This window comes from Paenibacillus sp. S02, from assembly GCF_019454065.1.
In the GTDB taxonomy this organism is placed as follows: domain Bacteria; phylum Bacillota; class Bacilli; order Paenibacillales; family Paenibacillaceae; genus Paenibacillus; species Paenibacillus polymyxa_B.
Map to the genome: position 1 here is coordinate 3,176,250 of NZ_CP073682.1, position 15,749 is coordinate 3,191,998.

14 protein-coding genes and 2 pseudogenes are annotated in these 15,749 nt (G+C 44.3%); 5 read left to right on the top strand and 11 right to left on the bottom strand.

The window, feature by feature from the left end; genetic code table 11:
* Positions 1 to 119 precede the first annotated feature (119 nt).
* Together KAI36_RS13940 and KAI36_RS13945 are read right to left on the bottom strand one after the other, a co-directional pair.
* Positions 120 to 641: a hypothetical protein gene (locus KAI36_RS13940; RefSeq protein ID WP_258382167.1), complete on the bottom strand. Its 522-nt coding sequence runs from the start codon at positions 639 to 641 to the stop codon at positions 120 to 122.
* Positions 642 to 968: 327 nt separating this feature from the next.
* Complete coding sequence (locus KAI36_RS13945; protein ID WP_220025178.1) at positions 969 to 1,265, bottom strand: PTS sugar transporter subunit IIB; 297 nt, start codon at positions 1,263 to 1,265, stop codon at positions 969 to 971.
* Positions 1,266 to 2,097: 832 nt separating this feature from the next.
* On the opposite strand from KAI36_RS13945, the gene KAI36_RS13950 reads away from it, so the two are divergent.
* From KAI36_RS13950 to KAI36_RS13965, 4 genes are all read left to right on the top strand, one after another.
* Complete coding sequence (locus KAI36_RS13950; RefSeq protein WP_220025179.1) at positions 2,098 to 3,705, top strand: acyl CoA:acetate/3-ketoacid CoA transferase; 1,608 nt, start codon at positions 2,098 to 2,100, stop codon at positions 3,703 to 3,705.
* Between the two features lie 117 nt (positions 3,706 to 3,822).
* Positions 3,823 to 5,067 (top strand): L-lactate MFS transporter, encoded by a 1,245-nt coding sequence (locus KAI36_RS13955; RefSeq protein WP_220025180.1) that lies wholly within the window; start codon positions 3,823 to 3,825, stop codon positions 5,065 to 5,067.
* A gap of 83 nt (positions 5,068 to 5,150) precedes the next feature.
* The gene (locus KAI36_RS13960) at positions 5,151 to 6,110 is read left to right on the top strand and encodes a DUF561 domain-containing protein (protein ID WP_023988901.1); all 960 of its coding nucleotides are present in this window, start codon (positions 5,151 to 5,153) and stop codon (positions 6,108 to 6,110) included.
* Positions 6,111 to 6,300: 190 nt separating this feature from the next.
* On the top strand, positions 6,301 to 7,689 hold the full coding sequence (locus KAI36_RS13965; protein WP_220025181.1) for a sigma-54 interaction domain-containing protein: 1,389 nt from the start codon (positions 6,301 to 6,303) through the stop codon (positions 7,687 to 7,689).
* A gap of 159 nt (positions 7,690 to 7,848) precedes the next feature.
* On the opposite strand, the gene KAI36_RS13970 is transcribed toward KAI36_RS13965, so the two are convergent.
* The 9 genes and pseudogenes from KAI36_RS13970 to KAI36_RS14010 form a co-directional block, all read right to left on the bottom strand.
* Positions 7,849 to 8,142, bottom strand: coding sequence for an ROK family protein (locus tag KAI36_RS13970; protein WP_258382168.1), 294 nt, complete (start codon positions 8,140 to 8,142; stop codon positions 7,849 to 7,851).
* Between the two features lie 73 nt (positions 8,143 to 8,215).
* A pseudogene (locus KAI36_RS13975) lies at positions 8,216 to 8,465 on the bottom strand (YdeI/OmpD-associated family protein); the annotation flags it as partial.
* A 374-nt stretch (positions 8,466 to 8,839) separates the two neighbouring features.
* Positions 8,840 to 9,556, bottom strand: a complete 717-nt coding sequence (locus tag KAI36_RS13980; RefSeq protein ID WP_220025182.1) for an ABC transporter permease — start codon at positions 9,554 to 9,556, stop codon at positions 8,840 to 8,842.
* Positions 9,556 to 10,506 carry an ABC transporter ATP-binding protein gene (locus KAI36_RS13985; RefSeq protein ID WP_220025183.1) on the bottom strand — a complete coding sequence of 317 codons (951 nt, stop codon included), beginning with the start codon at positions 10,504 to 10,506 and terminating at the stop codon, positions 9,556 to 9,558. The genes KAI36_RS13980 and KAI36_RS13985 overlap by 1 nt, the downstream gene beginning before the upstream one ends.
* 87 nt (positions 10,507 to 10,593) lie before the next feature.
* Positions 10,594 to 11,775, bottom strand: coding sequence for an alpha/beta hydrolase family protein (locus tag KAI36_RS13990; RefSeq protein WP_220025184.1), 1,182 nt, complete (start codon positions 11,773 to 11,775; stop codon positions 10,594 to 10,596).
* A gap of 220 nt (positions 11,776 to 11,995) precedes the next feature.
* On the bottom strand, positions 11,996 to 13,051 hold the full coding sequence (locus KAI36_RS13995; RefSeq protein WP_220025185.1) for a HAMP domain-containing sensor histidine kinase: 1,056 nt from the start codon (positions 13,049 to 13,051) through the stop codon (positions 11,996 to 11,998).
* Position 13,052: 1 nt separating this feature from the next.
* Positions 13,053 to 13,748: a response regulator transcription factor gene (locus KAI36_RS14000; RefSeq protein ID WP_220025186.1), complete on the bottom strand. Its 696-nt coding sequence runs from the start codon at positions 13,746 to 13,748 to the stop codon at positions 13,053 to 13,055.
* Between the two features lie 328 nt (positions 13,749 to 14,076).
* Positions 14,077 to 14,241, bottom strand: a complete 165-nt coding sequence (locus KAI36_RS14005) for a hypothetical protein (protein ID WP_220025187.1) — start codon at positions 14,239 to 14,241, stop codon at positions 14,077 to 14,079.
* 182 nt (positions 14,242 to 14,423) lie between these two features.
* Positions 14,424 to 14,690, bottom strand: a complete 267-nt coding sequence (locus tag KAI36_RS14010; RefSeq protein ID WP_220025188.1) for a hypothetical protein — start codon at positions 14,688 to 14,690, stop codon at positions 14,424 to 14,426.
* A gap of 255 nt (positions 14,691 to 14,945) precedes the next feature.
* Here KAI36_RS14010 and KAI36_RS27725 point away from each other — a divergent pair.
* Positions 14,946 to 15,145: pseudogene (locus KAI36_RS27725) on the top strand (hypothetical protein); the annotation flags it as partial.
* Between the last annotated feature and the right edge of the window lie 604 nt (positions 15,146 to 15,749).

Here is a 15,749-nt window from a genome sequence, read left to right on the forward strand (position 1 = left end):
ACTCCTGTTAATTAAAAACACCCTACTAGTATTAATGGGGACAGAGCTATAAGTTCCAGTGCCTTACTCTCCAAAAAAAGCTGTCGGGTTATGCCCTGATAAGGATGAGATGACAATTCCTAAGCAATAGCTCGCATGTCAGGAGTAATTAGCGTCTCCATACAAGCAAAAGATTGCTCCAGACGAATATCCAGTTCTTGTAGCAATTCTCCCCATATCAAAGGGTTAAAACGCAGCTCCATGTGATTCATCGCCTTGCTTGCTGGCATCGCCGCATGGATCTTCACATCATTCATGTAAATGAGCTGTACATGCCTTCCATGCTCACGCTCTGAACGAAATTCATCCACGGACCAGACGGCTGAATAGTCGATGTTCAGCGCTAGCTCTAAATAAGGCGTAACGAACCTTCTTGTAATCTGGACTGGATCATGAAATAGCATTTTACTGTGCGAAAGCTCGAAGCCTTTACGTAAAAAATGTGTACGATGCACACCGCTTCCCCACTGTTCGGGTATATGATAAATATGTTCATGTTTCAATGCCGATTGAGTGAGATCATTTTCATCGTTTATAAGGTTTGAATCGGCTATCTGGTTATAGTAATCATTAAATGTAGACGGAGAATTATGTATCTTCATCTTATTATCGCTTCCTCCCTTATCTGGATTCGTAGTGCATACGAGTTCCATTCATGATTACAATTATAATGATTATCATTCTCATTTAAAAGATAATAACATCCATTCGCTACTAAGTTAACATAATATTTATTGCGAGATTAATTTTCTATTCTGTAGTTTTAACATATCAATATCTAATCTCTGTTGTTTACTTTATTGAATTTTCAAAATATGGATGCTTGAACATAACTTATGGATACAGAAATAAAAAACCTTTAAGACTGCTTATAAGTAGTCTTAAAGGTTTAAATATGAGGAATGATAACGCTTTATAAAGTTGGCGATTTAAATCATATCCAGCGCTGTTTTCAGCACGTTCGCTCCATTCATCATTCCATAATCCATCATATTGATTACAGTGACTGGAATCTCGTTGCCCACTTCTTTCTTCACGTCATCTTCCGCGTGTCCCATTTGGGGGCCCAGCATAACAATATTGACCGGCATATGCTCTCTTATGCTACTCTCACTACAAGCTTCGATTACAATTTCCACATTTTGTGCACGAGCCGCCTCTTTCATTCTCTCCACCAGCATACTTGTAGAAAATCCTCCTGCGCAAGCCAGCAATATCTTTTTCATTTATCAGGCGTTTGCTTCCTTCGAGGACAGGGCTCGAAACGTAGCTCTTAGCTCGGAACGGACTGTGATAGCTAAGTAATGCCAAGTTTCTACAGTCAAGTATTTCCATTTCCGAAAAAGTCTATCGTAGCAAAATTGCGAAAAAATCTACCTCGACAGACAACATAAATTTTTTTCATTATTTTTGAACTCCTTAAACTGTTCATGCAGAATTCTCCCTTCGCCCTGGGTATATGAATTGTTATGTATTGGACTTACATAGTGCTTACTTGCTGAATATCCCCAGTACCCTCAAGGTTTAATGTCTCCTCTGCCCATCGTCCATTCTCACAAGATCAAGAAAGTGTTGCATTTTTGCTAACGCATAATAACTTCCCCAGACTTTCCCTCGGCTCCCCTTGATTCTTCTTATTGAAACAAAGCATCGTTCCTTTTATATCCCGTGTTCCAAGGCTCTATTATGCTCAGGCCCCTTGCCATAAACAATTTTTCTTCCTTATTTGCATGCTTTTCTAACCTTTCACCCCTCATCATATTCGCAATTTCGCTACACTTCCTCACCTCTATCCCGAGTCGCTGGCCCCCGGTTGACGAGAAAAAAAACACGCATTATGATTCAAGTGAAAATATTCACAATTCATTCCGGAGTGAAAGTGAATGTTTTCACACAATAAACAGAATATCCGCTTTTCTATTTTTCTACTTATTCCGTGATGACGGCAATTAGCTTGCACATGACACTCGGCAGCTTGCCCGCACGTAATGTGAACTTCTAATCTATGTACTTATATCCATATGATTTCAATCATTTTATTGAAGGAGTGAGCACTCTATGTCCAAAATCATTTCAGCGAGTGAAGCAGCAGCACTTATCCCGGATGGAGTCACCATTGCCGCAAGCGGCTTTGGGCTCTCCTGTTGGGCCGAGGAGATGGGTATCGCCATCGAAGAACGATTCTTGGAATCTGGTCATCCTCGCAACCTAACAGTTGTTCATGCCAGTGCGGTCGGCGACCGCCGGACCAAGGGAATGAGCCATCTAGGCCATGAAGGTCTGATCAAACGCTGGATCGGCGGGATCGCCCTTGCTTCGCCTGCTATGGCTAAATTAATTGAAGACAATAAATGTGAAGCCTACAATTTGCCGCAAGGCGTAATCACACAGCTGTTCCGTGAAATTGCTGCCAAACGCCCAGGTGTCATTACCAAGATAGGCATGGAGACCTTCGTCGATCCTCGTGTGGAAGGCGGCAAAATGTCAGCCTGCACAACGGAGGAGATCGTCAAGCTGATTGAACTGGAAGGCGAAGAATGGCTGTTCTATAAGAGCTTCCCGATTCAGGTCGCATTGATCCGCGGTACCATAGCTGACGAGAACGGGAATTTGACGCTGGAAAAGGAAGGCCTGCATATGGAGGTTCTACAGATTGCTCAGGCAGTGCGCAATTCTGGCGGTATCGTAATTGCTCAGGTAGAGACTGTGGCCAAGAACGGGACCCTGCATCCGAAGGATGTTAGAGTGCCAGGCATTCTGATCGATCATCTAATTATCTCCGAACCGCAAAATCATTTCCAGACTGAAAACACACAATACAGCCCTGCCTTCGCAGGACATGTGAAGGTACCGATGGACGCCATGGAAGTGATTCCGCTCGACGAGCGTAAAATTATCTCCCGTCGTTCCGCAGCTGAGCTAGTACCAAATACCGTTCTGAATCTTGGCGTGGGTATTCCGGTATGTGTGGCTACGGTTGCGGCAGAGGAAGGCGTCAGCGACCAATTGATTCTGACAACCGAAGCAGGCTCAGTCGGCGGCGTACCAGCAGGCATCAAGGATTTTGGGCATGCGTACAACTCTGAGGCCATCGTAGATCATGTGTCCCAGTTCGACTTTTACGACGGTGGTGGTATTGATCTATCCGTGCTAGGGCTGGCTCAGACCGACGAATCCGGGAATGTGAATGTCAGCAAGTTCGGTACCCGTGTTACGGGCTGTGGCGGCTTTATCAACATTTCCCAATCAGCCAAAAAGCTCGTCTTTGCCGGAACTTTCACAGCAGGAGGCCTGCAAATTGCTGTTGAGGACGGCAAGCTTCGGATTGTACAGGAGGGTAAAACTAAGAAATTCCTGAAGGAGGTCCAGCAAATTACCTTCAGTGGCTCTTATGCGACCAAGGTCAAGCAGCAGGTCGTCTATGTGACGGAACGTGCGGTATTCCAGCTGCAAGATGGAAAAATGACACTGACAGAGATCGCGCCTGGCATTGATTTGCAGACCCAGATTCTCGATCAGATGGACTTCATGCCTGTCATCTCACCAGAACTGAAGGAAATGGACGCCGGCATGTTCTGTGAACATTGGGGTAAGCTGCATGACGTGATTACGATCAAGGGTAGCGAGCAAGCGAAGCATGAGGCTGACGCTTTGACTACTGTATAGTACAGCTCAAGAGATACCGGTAGCTGTCAAACGGACTACCAGACACGAATTATGGAATTGCGGAGTAATGCTTCATCCCACGCGCACTGATCCTGCATCAGAAAGGACCAACACGAAATGGAAAATGTACAACTGAATCGCTGGCGCATTCTAATCGCCGCGACCCTAATCAATATTTGCGTCGGCTCCATTTACGCCTTCAGCATTTTTGCAATGCCACTGAGTAAAATGCTTGCAGTGAGCATGCCTGAAATTATGATGGCCTTTACGATTAACGGCGCAATTGCACCGATTCCGGCGATTCTTGGCGGAAAGCTCGTAGACCGGGGAGGTGCCAGAATTGCCATCTTCATTGGCGGCACCATGTTTGGACTTGGCTTCATCTTGACTGGCCTTGCGACTGCACCTTGGATGCTATATCTGACGTATGGCATCATTTCTGGTCTTGGACAAGGTGTCGTCTATGCGGCAACAATCGGTAACACCATCAAGTTCTTCCCAGACAAACGCGGACTCGCGGCTGGAATCGTGACCGCAGGTTATGGCGGTGGAACAGTAATCATTGCCCCACTTGCAAACGCGATGATTACCCACTCAGGAGTTCAGACCACTATGATGATCCTTGGCACCTCCTTTCTGATCGTCATTTTGGCAGGTGGGCTATTTACTCAAGCTTGTCCGGCAGGATATATTCCTGCTGGTTGGAAACCACCGCAGACGTCAGGTTTACGTCCGGTTGCCGTGAACTTGAACTGGCGGCAGATGATCAAGCAACCCCTGTTCTACGTCATTGCTTGCCTGTTCCTGATCGGCGCTTTATCTGGCATGATGGTTACATCCAATGCTTCCGTCATTGGCCAGACGATGTTCGGTCTATCGGCCAGTATAGCAGCCTTGTTCGTGAGTCTTTATTCGCTTAGCAACTGTCTGGGACGCATTTTCTGGGGAGCCATATCAGACAAGATTGGCCATCTGCGTTGTCTGATGATGATCTATCTGGTCATTGCCACCATGATGCTGACACTTGCATTATCCGGCTCCATAGTTGGATTTTCTATTGCCATTATTGGCATCGGCCTGTGCTTTGGTGGTACGATGGGCGTCTTCCCTTCAATCGTCGGACAGAAATTTGGCATGAAATACTATGGTGTCAACTACGGAATAACCTTTATCGGCTATTCCGGTGCCGCATTCTTTGGACCGCGAATTGCCAACTCGGTAGCTGCCGCCAATAACGGCATATTCACCAACGCCTTTTACATTGCGCTCGTTATTGCCTTGGTCGGGTTCGCGCTGACATTCCTGTATAAGGCCTTGGAAAATGGTAAGAACCCTGCACCAGCTGCTGTTGAAAACGTTTGATCAATCCGTTGCTATATTAGCAAATCACTATTTTTAGTATTAAGTATAGTACAACCTATAAATTTATATTGGAGGAATTAACCATGAATATTACAGAACTGCTCGGTATCCAGTACCCTATTTTCCAAGGTGCTATGGCCCAAATTGCCCGTGAACCACTCGTAAGTGCTGTATCCAATGCTGGCGGGCTGGGCATTATTGGCTCTGGCGGCATGTCGGCTGAGGTACTTCGTGAAGAAATTCGCAAGGTTCGCGCAGCCACCAACAAACCGTTTGCCGTAAATCTGATGCTGATGATGCATAATATTCCCGAATTGATCGAGGTTATCGTCGAGGAAAAAGTCAACATTGTTACGACGGGCGCGGGCACACCAGCTCCGTATATGCCAATCTTCAAGGAGCATGGCATTAAGGTGATCGCCGTCATCCCTTCCGTCAAGATTGCCAAAAAAATGGAGGCTATCGGCGTACATGCCCTCGTGGCCGAAGGTACAGAAGCTGGCGGCCATGTCGGTGAAACAACCACCATGGCACTCGTTCCACAGGTTGTTAGCAACGTATCCATCCCTGTCGTTGCCGCAGGCGGCATTGCCGATGGACGCGGAATTGCAGCAGCCTTTGCACTCGGCGCACAGGGAGTTCAGGTCGGAACGCGCTTCCTCACCACCGTCGAATGCCCGACGCATGACAATTTCAAGCAAGCCGTCATTGACGCCGACGATACCAGCACTACGGTTACTGGACGCAGCATCGGTGGACCCGTCCGCAGCATCAAGAACAGCATGATCGCCGAATACCTCAAGCTGGAGCAAGAGCATGCCTCCCGTGACGAATTGGAGAAGATCAGCCTTGGCTCCCTGCGCAAAGCCGTCTTCGAAGGTGATACAGATCGCGGTTCGGTCATGGCAGGACAAATATGCGGCCTGTGCGACGAGATTACGACAGTTGAGCAGATGATTACGACAATGTTCAGCGAAGCGCAGGCACTGCTAAATCGTCTTGGACAGACACAGATTACTGGTGAGCAGATAGCATCAGTATAATATAACTTGTAAACAAAGAAAAAAACGGACCATATCCATATTTAATAGGAAGCGGTCCGTTTTTTGATTAGATTTGCGTGCTAATTTTTGTCTGGGTAACCTCTGTTGTTCGTAGCGTAAAGCAGATATAATAAAAATGAAACAATCATTTCAGCATAGCCTCGATAATCCAAAAGTGAGTTGATCGATCATGACCCGACGTATAGATAAACGTTCCACCGATGAGAGCGATCAGTCCCCTGCCCCTCTGTTTGTCACGGATTCCAAAGGTAATATTTTAATCTCCAATGAATTCACTGCCTTGACTATCGGCATTCCGTTGGAGGAGCTGTTGCGCTACAATGTACAGGACCTGGTGAAAGCCGGCTACTACAAGGAATCAATAACAATGAAAGCAATACAGTCCAAACAAAAGGTAACCCAGTATATCAACACTGTACGTGGCTTTAAGCTCAAGTCCACTGCTCTTCCAATACTTGATAGTACAGATGAGGTGCAGCTCGTTGTTACCAGTACTAACAACTATAAAGGTGGATTATCCATCATAGCTGCCCCTACGCTGCCACATGCGTATGAGAACAGCAAACGTTCAGTCACTTCAGCCACTGTACTTAAGAATAACGGGATCATTGCTGAGAGCCTGGCGATGAAGCAAATTATTCAGGTGTGTGACCAGATCGCTTCTTACAATAGCAAAGTACTGATTTTGGGCGAATCAGGGACAGGCAAATCAGTAATTGCCAAATACATTCACCGCCAGAGCGCGAAGTGGAACGGACCTTTCATTCCGATTAATAGTGCCGCTATTCCAGCCGCATTATTCGAATATGAGCTGTTCGGATATGTTCAGGGGGCTATGCCCGGCTTAATGGACGAGAAGCAAGGCTTGTTCGAGGTGGCCAGAGGAGGCGTTTTGTTCTTTGATGAGGTCGCCGAGCTTCCACTGGAAATACAGGCCAAACTGCTTGATGTGCTTGAGCGTGGTGAATTCCGGCGTGTGGGGAGCACCGAAGCCATTCTCATTCAATGCCGGATGATATTTGCTACCAATCGTGATCTATGGAGTATGGTGAAAAAAGGATTGTTTCGCGAGGACTTGTACTATCGAATCAATGTCATTCCGATCCATATCCCGCCGCTACGTAGTCGCAGACTGGATCTCGTCGGACTGATTTCCAGCTTTATTGCTCATTTCAATAAGGTATATGATAAAAAGTATGTATTGCCAGCGGACGAATTTCAAAGAATGCTAGCCGAGCCATGGCATGGGAATGCGCGTGAGCTTCGTAATTACATCGAACGATTGATCGTAACTGATCAGACCGTGCTGCGCCAGCAGCAGCCGGTCGAACAAGTTACAGACTGGTTCACATTGGACCATTTCATTCAGGCCAATCGCAGTCAACTGAGCGGGCTGAAGGAATATACGGCGTTAACCGAGGGACGATACATTCAGCAGATGCTGCAGGTCTGTGGTGGCAATAGTGCCGAAGCAGCCAGACAGCTAGGAATTGATCGCTCCGCTGTTTATCGTAAGCTGAAGAAGATGGAGGACATTCTTGCAAAGCTGAAGGTTTAACTACGAAGTACAGAGCACACAGGGCCTATCCTTCCCATTTTCATAGAAGTCACCTATACTAGTGGCTTTCATACAAAAAAGCGTGTCTCAGGTTAAAGGCACGCTTTTTTGTAACGGTTTATTTTTCTCAATTATGCACCCGTCAAAATAAAATGAATGTCATACTTCAAGATCATGTGTTTGCTTGTAGTTATATATAGCGCCTAGCAAATTGGCTTCATTGCCTAATTTACTTTGCTCAATATCTGCACGCACAAAATTTAAGATCGAATCTAGATATAGCTTCTCTAGCTCTTCTTTAATGGTAACAACGAGTAAAGGATTCGCAGATATGCCTCCCCCAATTACAAAATTTTCAGGGTCAAGAATTGTTTGTAAATTAATAATCTGAGTTGCAATGTTTCTACAGTATTCTTGAAAAATCGTTGCTGCTCCCTCTGTAATTCTAAGCAAAAAAACACCTGCTCTTCGGCAGCTGTTCCTCGCCTTTCGTATTTCTTGAGACTATCCGATCCATTTGTCCGTTCTAATCGTTCAACCCTTTGCCCCCTACAGAATGGGCTGTGTGTATTTTTCAACCCTTGAAACGCGCGTTTTGAACTGCTTCGGTTCTGAAAAATACAGCAGATACGCTCTCTGGCGTCCGAGCGTCAACGCTTCAAACGCCGTTTTTAGGTCCGGTCGCTCCTCGAATTTAAGCCGCAGTTCTTCGGGAACCGTATACTCGGCATGTTTTTCAGTTCCACTGCAAGACCGGCTTCCTCCATCCAAACAGCGCCTCCTCCTAAACACTGTTGGACAAATAGCCGCGCTCAGGGTCAAAGATCATCTTTTGAACGGGTTCTATCCGCTCGTCTATAATTTCTATACGGTGTCTTCCATATTCAATTTGACAATACCGGGATAATTTAATGTAATGAAATAATGCGAGCCGTTGCATTCAATAATTCTCGAAAACTTGCTCTGATCGTTATATTTATGCCCTTTGTCACTGGCAGTTTTATAAAGTTTACGGCCGCTTTGGTAGATGGTGTGGTATACTCTCCAATCCAGCGCTTAGTTTATAGTCAAGCATGAACGTGCGAGCAGCGGAGAGATTGTTGTTCCTTTTCATAATTGATATATCTACAACTCAGTGCATGTAGCGCGTTTATTGGTGCTCGGCAAATCTCCACCAGGCAAATGTTCCGACTATTCCGGCTATTCCCGTAGACGCAAGAATGATTATACTACTCAACTTTAAAAACCCGGTGCTTTGAAATACCGACGGGATGGTCCACGGAAAATAGGGGGCGAATCCAAAAGAGGCCAAAACATTTGAGAGAATGACGATTATCAGGATGAGTCCTAATGGTGCCAAGTATCCCTTGCTCACATTGGCCAGAAGAGTGCCTGGTGTGGTAACAATAATAAACAATAGCGATGTTATAATGAATTTAAAGAAGATATTCCAAATAAAAGAAGCTGACCCGCCCGCAACTCCTAGAATACCCCCCACGGCAAAACCTATGGCAAACATATACATGGAAAGTAATAGGCTCCATGCTAAAATTACAAGAAATTTGGACAGTACAATTTTCGATCTGGAAACGGGCTTTGCAAGCAAATCTTTAATTGTTTTATCCGAAAACTCTCGTCCAAATACCCATGCCGCGATAAAGGTGTACCCGATAAGTCCCAGCGGGGCAAGACTATCAAGCAATTCGGTTAAATACATTTTCCAATTGATGCCGCCGGCGTCACTGGATAAAATAATTCCGACTCCCATCATGATTGGCCCAAATGCAAAAATAAGAAACACCAACCAAAACTCATTGGCACGGATAATCTTGCGAATCTCACAATGTAAAACAGAAAAAATATTCATTATATATTCCCCCTTGTCATACCAATTGTGCGGAGAAAATATCCTTCCAAATCCTCCGTAATCACTCGAAGCAATGTTGGCGGTTGATTGGATTTAACCAGCAGTTCGGCCAGTCGTTCAGGACTATCCGCTGCGTGGTCATCGGTTAGTTTAATATAGCCGTCTATTGTCTCCTTAAATTCATATCCATGCTCTTCAAGCACCTTCTTTAAGGCATGTTTGTCGCGGCCATTCACCACTAAGTTTTTCTGTAACGATTGCTCCAGCTTATCCATTGCGACTTCTTTAACAAGATGGCCATTGTGAATAATCCCAATGCGTGTGGAAACTTTCGAGAGCTCCTCTAACAGATGGCTGGATATAAAAACAGTTACGCCGAAATTTTTCGCTAGGCTATATAACATATTCCGTATCTCCGCCACGCCTGCGGGATCGAGGCCATTTATCGGCTCATCCAATATTAGAATTTCCGGATTGTGAATCATTGCTTTCGCAAGTCCCAGGCGCTGTTTGTTTCCTAAAGAAAGATTCTTTGCCTTTTTCTGTTTGTGCGGCTCAAGCCCCAACTTATAGATAACCCGATTTACGGAATCTTTGTCAGGCACCCCTTGCATGCGTCGTGCTATGTCAAGATTTTCAACTACAGTTAAATCGGGATAAAAAGTAGCCTCCTCCAAATATCCAACCTTGTCCCATAATTTATAGTTTCCGGCATCGACCTTTTCACCTAACATGTAGAGCTTGCCGGAGGTTGGCTTGAGCATCGCCAAGAGCATCTTTATGGTCGTTGTCTTTCCAGCGCCATTCAGTCCCAAAAATCCAAATATCTCTCCTCGGCTCACCTCCAGCGAAAGATTGTTCAATGCGATATAGTCGCCAAATTTTTTGTGCACTCCCTCAATTTGTATGGCGGGCGTTCCTCCATTTTTTTCCTTTGATAAAATACTCATAGCTTTCAATTCCTCCATAAAGAGAGAGCTTATTCAGGATTCTAAAAACGACACTCCTGAACAAGCTCAATCAGAAATTTTTCATATCTACTTTATGATGTCCTGGCAATCGCTTAAGCGAGGCGAGGCTGGCCCAAGCCCAATTGAGCAGAGCCAATTCAGCGCTACCTCATGCAGCACGTTGATGTTGTCTACCTGACAGTGTTCTAATCCGCCAAGTCGTCTATCCTCTATCGGGTAGAACGTCTTGTTTTTCGAGCCCGCTTGCTCGTAATTCTTCAAGGCTTGTGTCAGCGGATTTGGCTGAACCAATATCTCTTCCGCTCCGTGCATTACAAGAAGCGGACATTCTATCTGGTGGAGCACGCCCTCAAGATCATAGGCAAAACGCGGATTCCCCGCAAAATCCTCCAAGCTTTTTGCCCCCAGAATTCTCATGCCGTGTGCGGCCAGACTCGGCGGCATCCATTTAAGCATGGCATCCCAGTCGAAGGCGTGCGTACCGCCGTCGGAGATGACGGCAGCAATCCTGTGATCGAACGAAGCGAATCGCAGCGAGTCGTAAGCCGCAAAACTCTCCCCGTGCACGATAATCTTATCGGGATCGACTTCCGGTCTTGTTAGAAGAAAGTCGATTGCTCGGGAATGAAAAGCCTCACTGTCCGCCCGTCTCCCCTTTCCCTTTTCGTACAGCGATAGGCCGGTGCCAGGCTGGTCATAGACCAGAAAGTTATATCCACACGAAATGAAGGCGGGACCTAGCCAGAAATAATTTTCAATTGACCACTCGTCGCCACCGTTAAGAGCAAAAAGGGTCGGCTTTGGACCTTTTATCCAGGAGGGGGAGAAGAAGTACCCCTCCAGCTTAACATCCTCGTAATCAACTTGGATCTTCTCCGGGCGGACATCGAAGTACTTTCCGGCAGCTTCGAAGAGTTCATTTACCTTCTTAAAGATACGGATTTTCTCGATGTCATCATCCATCACCGCATACTCTGCGATTCTGTAGTAATTGCAGGCGCGAATGTAGCAGTTTCGTGCTGTATACCAGTTTCCAGCCGTTTCGGCATCCTTGCCGTGTCTTTCCAATGCCTGAGCGGTTATGAGCCATTCCCTGTGCCACGTATCCTTGTCATCGGGGTCGATTTTTTTGCAGGCCTCGTAGATCTCGGTGACGTCCGTAGCACCGAGGCTTGCCATACCCAAAGCTTTGGTGACTTGGTATGACATCATGTAGTTATTGGGCCAACGGCTGAACTCAATTGACATTGCAACATCCTCCTTTTCCAGTTCCAGTGATTGTAGTTTTTTTACTACAAGTAATTTTTACAACACAAAGATAAAGCTTCTTTAAAAGAAAAATAAATGTTTATAAAGAGAATATAAAAAACTATAAACCGCTGAAAAAACAAAAAAGGCTGCTGCCTAGGTTTTCACACCTGGCAGCAGCCTTTAACTTTGTTGTAAAAGAAGATGTGCAAAAATAAAGTCAGCGTTGTGCCGCCCGGGGAAGGCTAAATCTTATCCCCAAACCGCCATATTCGGAAGGGTAGGCAACAATTTCGCCCCCGTGATGTTCAATAATGGATTTACAGCTTGCAAGACCCAGCCCCAGCCCGCCCTTTTGGATTTGCCGCGATTTATCCACAGTGAAAAATTTGAGGAACAGAGAAGAAATATCCTTATCCGGCACTCCAATTCCATTATCCTCGATTTGGAAATAGGCATAATGTCCTAGCGGGTATCCGGTCATATACACTTTCAGCTTATTCTTCCCTCCATATCTTACAGCATTGCTAAAGAGGTTGCCGAAAACCCGACGGATCATCGGTTCATTGACCATTAGCAATATATTTTCCGTGAATGAATGACGGCAAGTAAGCTCGTTGTCAAGTCCCGCCAGCTCGTACTCATATTCAAGGGCAATTTTTTCAAATAATTTTGATGCTTTTACAGGTTTAGCTACCATGGATTCCAACTCCAGTTTTTCTTTGGTGAAGCTGGAGAAATCATTGATGAGTTCGACCATATATTCTGACTTCCTTTGAATCAATTCATAATATTCCTGCTTTTCAGTTTCTGGTAAGTCCTTGTGTGTAGCCAGCAGTTCAGTAAAACCGTTAATAGATGTCAGGGGTGTTTTCAAATCGTGGGCGATTGCCGCAATCATATCGGTTTGCTCTCTGTGGGCGAGTTGAAGCCTATGCTCCATCTTATTGAAGTGCTTATAAAGTTCTCCGATCTCGTCATTACTCCTCAAAGCTAGCGGAGGCATTGGATGTACAATATTCACTTCTTCCAGCCTGGTATTCAGAAGCTGAATGGGTTTCTCTATGCAAAAATGAATATAGATAATCAGAATAATAAATATGAAAAAGGCAATGGCAAATATGGGCAGGAGCAATGCTATATATCGCGAGTCCAGCAATGAACTGCGTATAGGGGAATATACTGCAAAGACAAGCTTCAGGTACATTCCAATTGAAAACATAAATATTATAAGCATCAGCAGGAATAAGAGGGGAAGTTTTATTTTCAGTTTCATACTATTGCTCTCTTTCCGTGTATTTATATCCTATACCCCATATGGTTTTAATAAATTCATATTCAGGACCAAGTTTCTTACGGATATTTTTTATATGGACCGTTACGGTATTTATTTCTCCGTATTCGTCTCCCCAGACGTTTTCATATATCTGCTCACGAGTCAATACATGATTGGGGTGACGCATAAGAATAGACAAAATTTGAAATTCCTTCGTTGATAAGTCGAGCTTCCTGCTATGCAGGAATGCTTCAAACGTCTTATCGTTCAAAATGAGCGGAGCATCCGCCTTTTCGTTACTGGGACTAAGTTCATCCCACTCTTTAAACAGCCTGTCCACTTTTCTGAAGTGGGCCTTTATCCTGGAGGCAAGCTCCCGAATACTGAAAGGTTTGGTCATGTAATCGTCTGCTCCTATTTCGAGCCCGACGATTTTATCAATGTCCTTATCACGCGCACTTAAAAACAGAATTGGAACATTATAAGATTTTCGGATACTTCTGCAGACATCAAGTCCATCCATATCAGGCATCACTATATCAAGAACGATGAAATCAATGTGGTTTTCTTCCAATGCAGATAACGCTTCTTTCCCGGAACATGCCGAAATTATTGCAAATTGCTCGTACCTTAAACTCTTTGTGATGAGTTTTACGATTTCTTCATCGTCGTCTACAACTAATATCGTTTTTGGCATCTTTATACCTCCCAACCTCTTTAAATGGACTGCATTTATAACACAAGAGCCGCATGGACTCGAATTGACAAAAAAAGTCGCGCTCAAAGCGCCTCTCCAGTTCCGGATACGCTGGAATAAGAGCTTGAGCAACGCCTTGGGGAATTCTGGATTCAACAAGCTGGTGTGCCCTTCAATAGCGGTCGAGTTATGAGCATCAGTGTCAATTTAGAACAGATAAATATACGAACATTTATTCCTTTCGGATAAATAATATCAACAACCAGCGCAAAATCTTTCTTCTTATGCGGGTTCATGAATTTCATGATTCAGGATTCTTTGGTACCGGCTACGGATCTGATATAAATAATAATTCCTTAATCTTGTTGATGCAATTCTCCACTTCGTAAATAGAATCAAGGTATAAATATTGAATTGCATCGTCCGTAGAAGTACGTGCACCACCATGAACACAAAGCTTGATATTAACCTCTTCCAGCATTTTATTTACCAAGATTTTATTTCTCCTTGTTAATCTATCCAGAGTGTCTCTGTGCTCTGTATACCCATACTCCACTAACGAGATCTCATTTTTGTGTTTACTTGTTACATACTCTCGTAGAGTCATGTCCCCCTGTCTCTTTAAAGCACCAATCAGCACAAAATCACTAGGGGAAATAAACTTTGTTAATGCTCTTAATGAAATATCTTCGCTATCTTTAAATTTATTGAAGTCCTCTCTTTATCATAAGATCCGTCATCAAATGAACTTACTGAAGTTTGATAATAAGAAAATTCCCTATCACTATCCCCAATAATTACCTTTAAGCGATTCATAAACTTTTCTCCATAGATAGCGCTAGCAAAGCTAACCATTTCTTTCTTTTTTAGAAAAAGTTCTTCCCGCTCTTGTAAACTTTTTTGTAAAAGAAGATTCAGGATATATCTCAATCGATCTTCCATGAATGGTAGGGATATACACTTCACATTCCACAAATGCATTAGGAAATTTACCTTTTAACCAATTGTACATTATCCTGAAAGTAACCTTCTATAAAAAATAAAAAAAGGCTCAAATCTTTGGTAGAATGGTGTTTGTTGAGAACAAAATCACCCAAAGAGAGGAGCACCTTTTAGGTGAAGTCTACTACACCCATCCATAAAATCAAGACCTAATTTTCCCTAAACCAGTCCACAAACATCGGAGGAAGCAAGATCTTCCTCGATTATCTCGAAAAAATTAAACTGAGCCTGGAGTGGGAATCTATCGATTTGTGGCGCTTTTACAACCAGCGGTGTTGTATGGAAAACTACATCAAGGAAGTCATAGTCGAACCACCGTACTCAAACTGGCGAAGGCATTCGCCAATCGCCACACCTGGAAACGGATGGAATATCGAATCGCCCTATTGGAATGAGCGCTCCTAAAATTTCACATGGAAATGTAGATGCCCGGTCTCCTGGGGAGGGGAATCTACGTGCTGGTAAGCCGTTTTGGAATATTCCCCCTGTTAATACACCCTGATTCTTACAGGTTTTTTGAGCGGTGAGTCTCTGGCTTCTTTGATCTTACGGGCTTTCGGAATTCAGGATAATATATATTATGTTATTTTTATGATCACCATTGTATCGAATTAAAGAAGTCGACCTTGACTTCAACGCCTGTCCAATCGTATAGTATGGTTATATCTTCAATTAAGGGAGAGATTTTGATGTCGGTGAACGTTCTTAACTAAGCAATTGCATATTCAGGGAGTATCATCAGGCGCTTGTACCCTTCGGGGACAGGTTTGTTTGTTGCCGTGTTGTTACCCTGATATTAGTTAAGAACATGCGGATATCATAAATCGCCTTCGGGATTATCTTCATCCAGGCCCTATTCCGTGCTGTGTTCAGCGCGGTTTTTTTGTTTTCAGATTTTGTAACTTCCCTTTAAACGTCTTCCATTCGATCCAAATAGCTTAGCAAAGAGCTGTTGCGTGAATAAATTGGAAACATGGAACTCGGAACTACAAAAGCTGC

Excerpts from the sequence above, each read along its gene's own strand:
- KAI36_RS13940 (WP_258382167.1), bottom strand. The coding sequence starts at position 641 with ATGAAGATACATAATTCTCCGTCTACATTTAATGATTACTATAACCAG.
- KAI36_RS13950 (WP_220025179.1), top strand. The coding sequence starts at position 2,098 with ATGTCCAAAATCATTTCAGCGAGTGAAGCAGCAGCACTTATCCCGGAT.
- KAI36_RS13960 (WP_023988901.1), top strand. The coding sequence starts at position 5,151 with ATGAATATTACAGAACTGCTCGGTATCCAGTACCCTATTTTCCAAGGT.
- KAI36_RS13955 (WP_220025180.1), top strand. The coding sequence starts at position 3,823 with ATGGAAAATGTACAACTGAATCGCTGGCGCATTCTAATCGCCGCGACC.
- KAI36_RS13985 (WP_220025183.1), bottom strand. The coding sequence starts at position 10,506 with ATGAGTATTTTATCAAAGGAAAAAAATGGAGGAACGCCCGCCATACAA.
- KAI36_RS13995 (WP_220025185.1), bottom strand. The coding sequence starts at position 13,051 with ATGAAACTGAAAATAAAACTTCCCCTCTTATTCCTGCTGATGCTTATA.
- KAI36_RS13945 (WP_220025178.1), bottom strand. The coding sequence starts at position 1,265 with ATGAAAAAGATATTGCTGGCTTGCGCAGGAGGATTTTCTACAAGTATG.
- KAI36_RS13990 (WP_220025184.1), bottom strand. The coding sequence starts at position 11,775 with ATGTCAATTGAGTTCAGCCGTTGGCCCAATAACTACATGATGTCATAC.
- KAI36_RS13965 (WP_220025181.1), top strand. The coding sequence starts at position 6,301 with ATGACCCGACGTATAGATAAACGTTCCACCGATGAGAGCGATCAGTCC.
- KAI36_RS14000 (WP_220025186.1), bottom strand. The coding sequence starts at position 13,748 with ATGCCAAAAACGATATTAGTTGTAGACGACGATGAAGAAATCGTAAAA.
- KAI36_RS13980 (WP_220025182.1), bottom strand. The coding sequence starts at position 9,556 with ATGAATATTTTTTCTGTTTTACATTGTGAGATTCGCAAGATTATCCGT.
- KAI36_RS14010 (WP_220025188.1), bottom strand. The coding sequence starts at position 14,690 with ATGGAAGATCGATTGAGATATATCCTGAATCTTCTTTTACAAAAAAGT.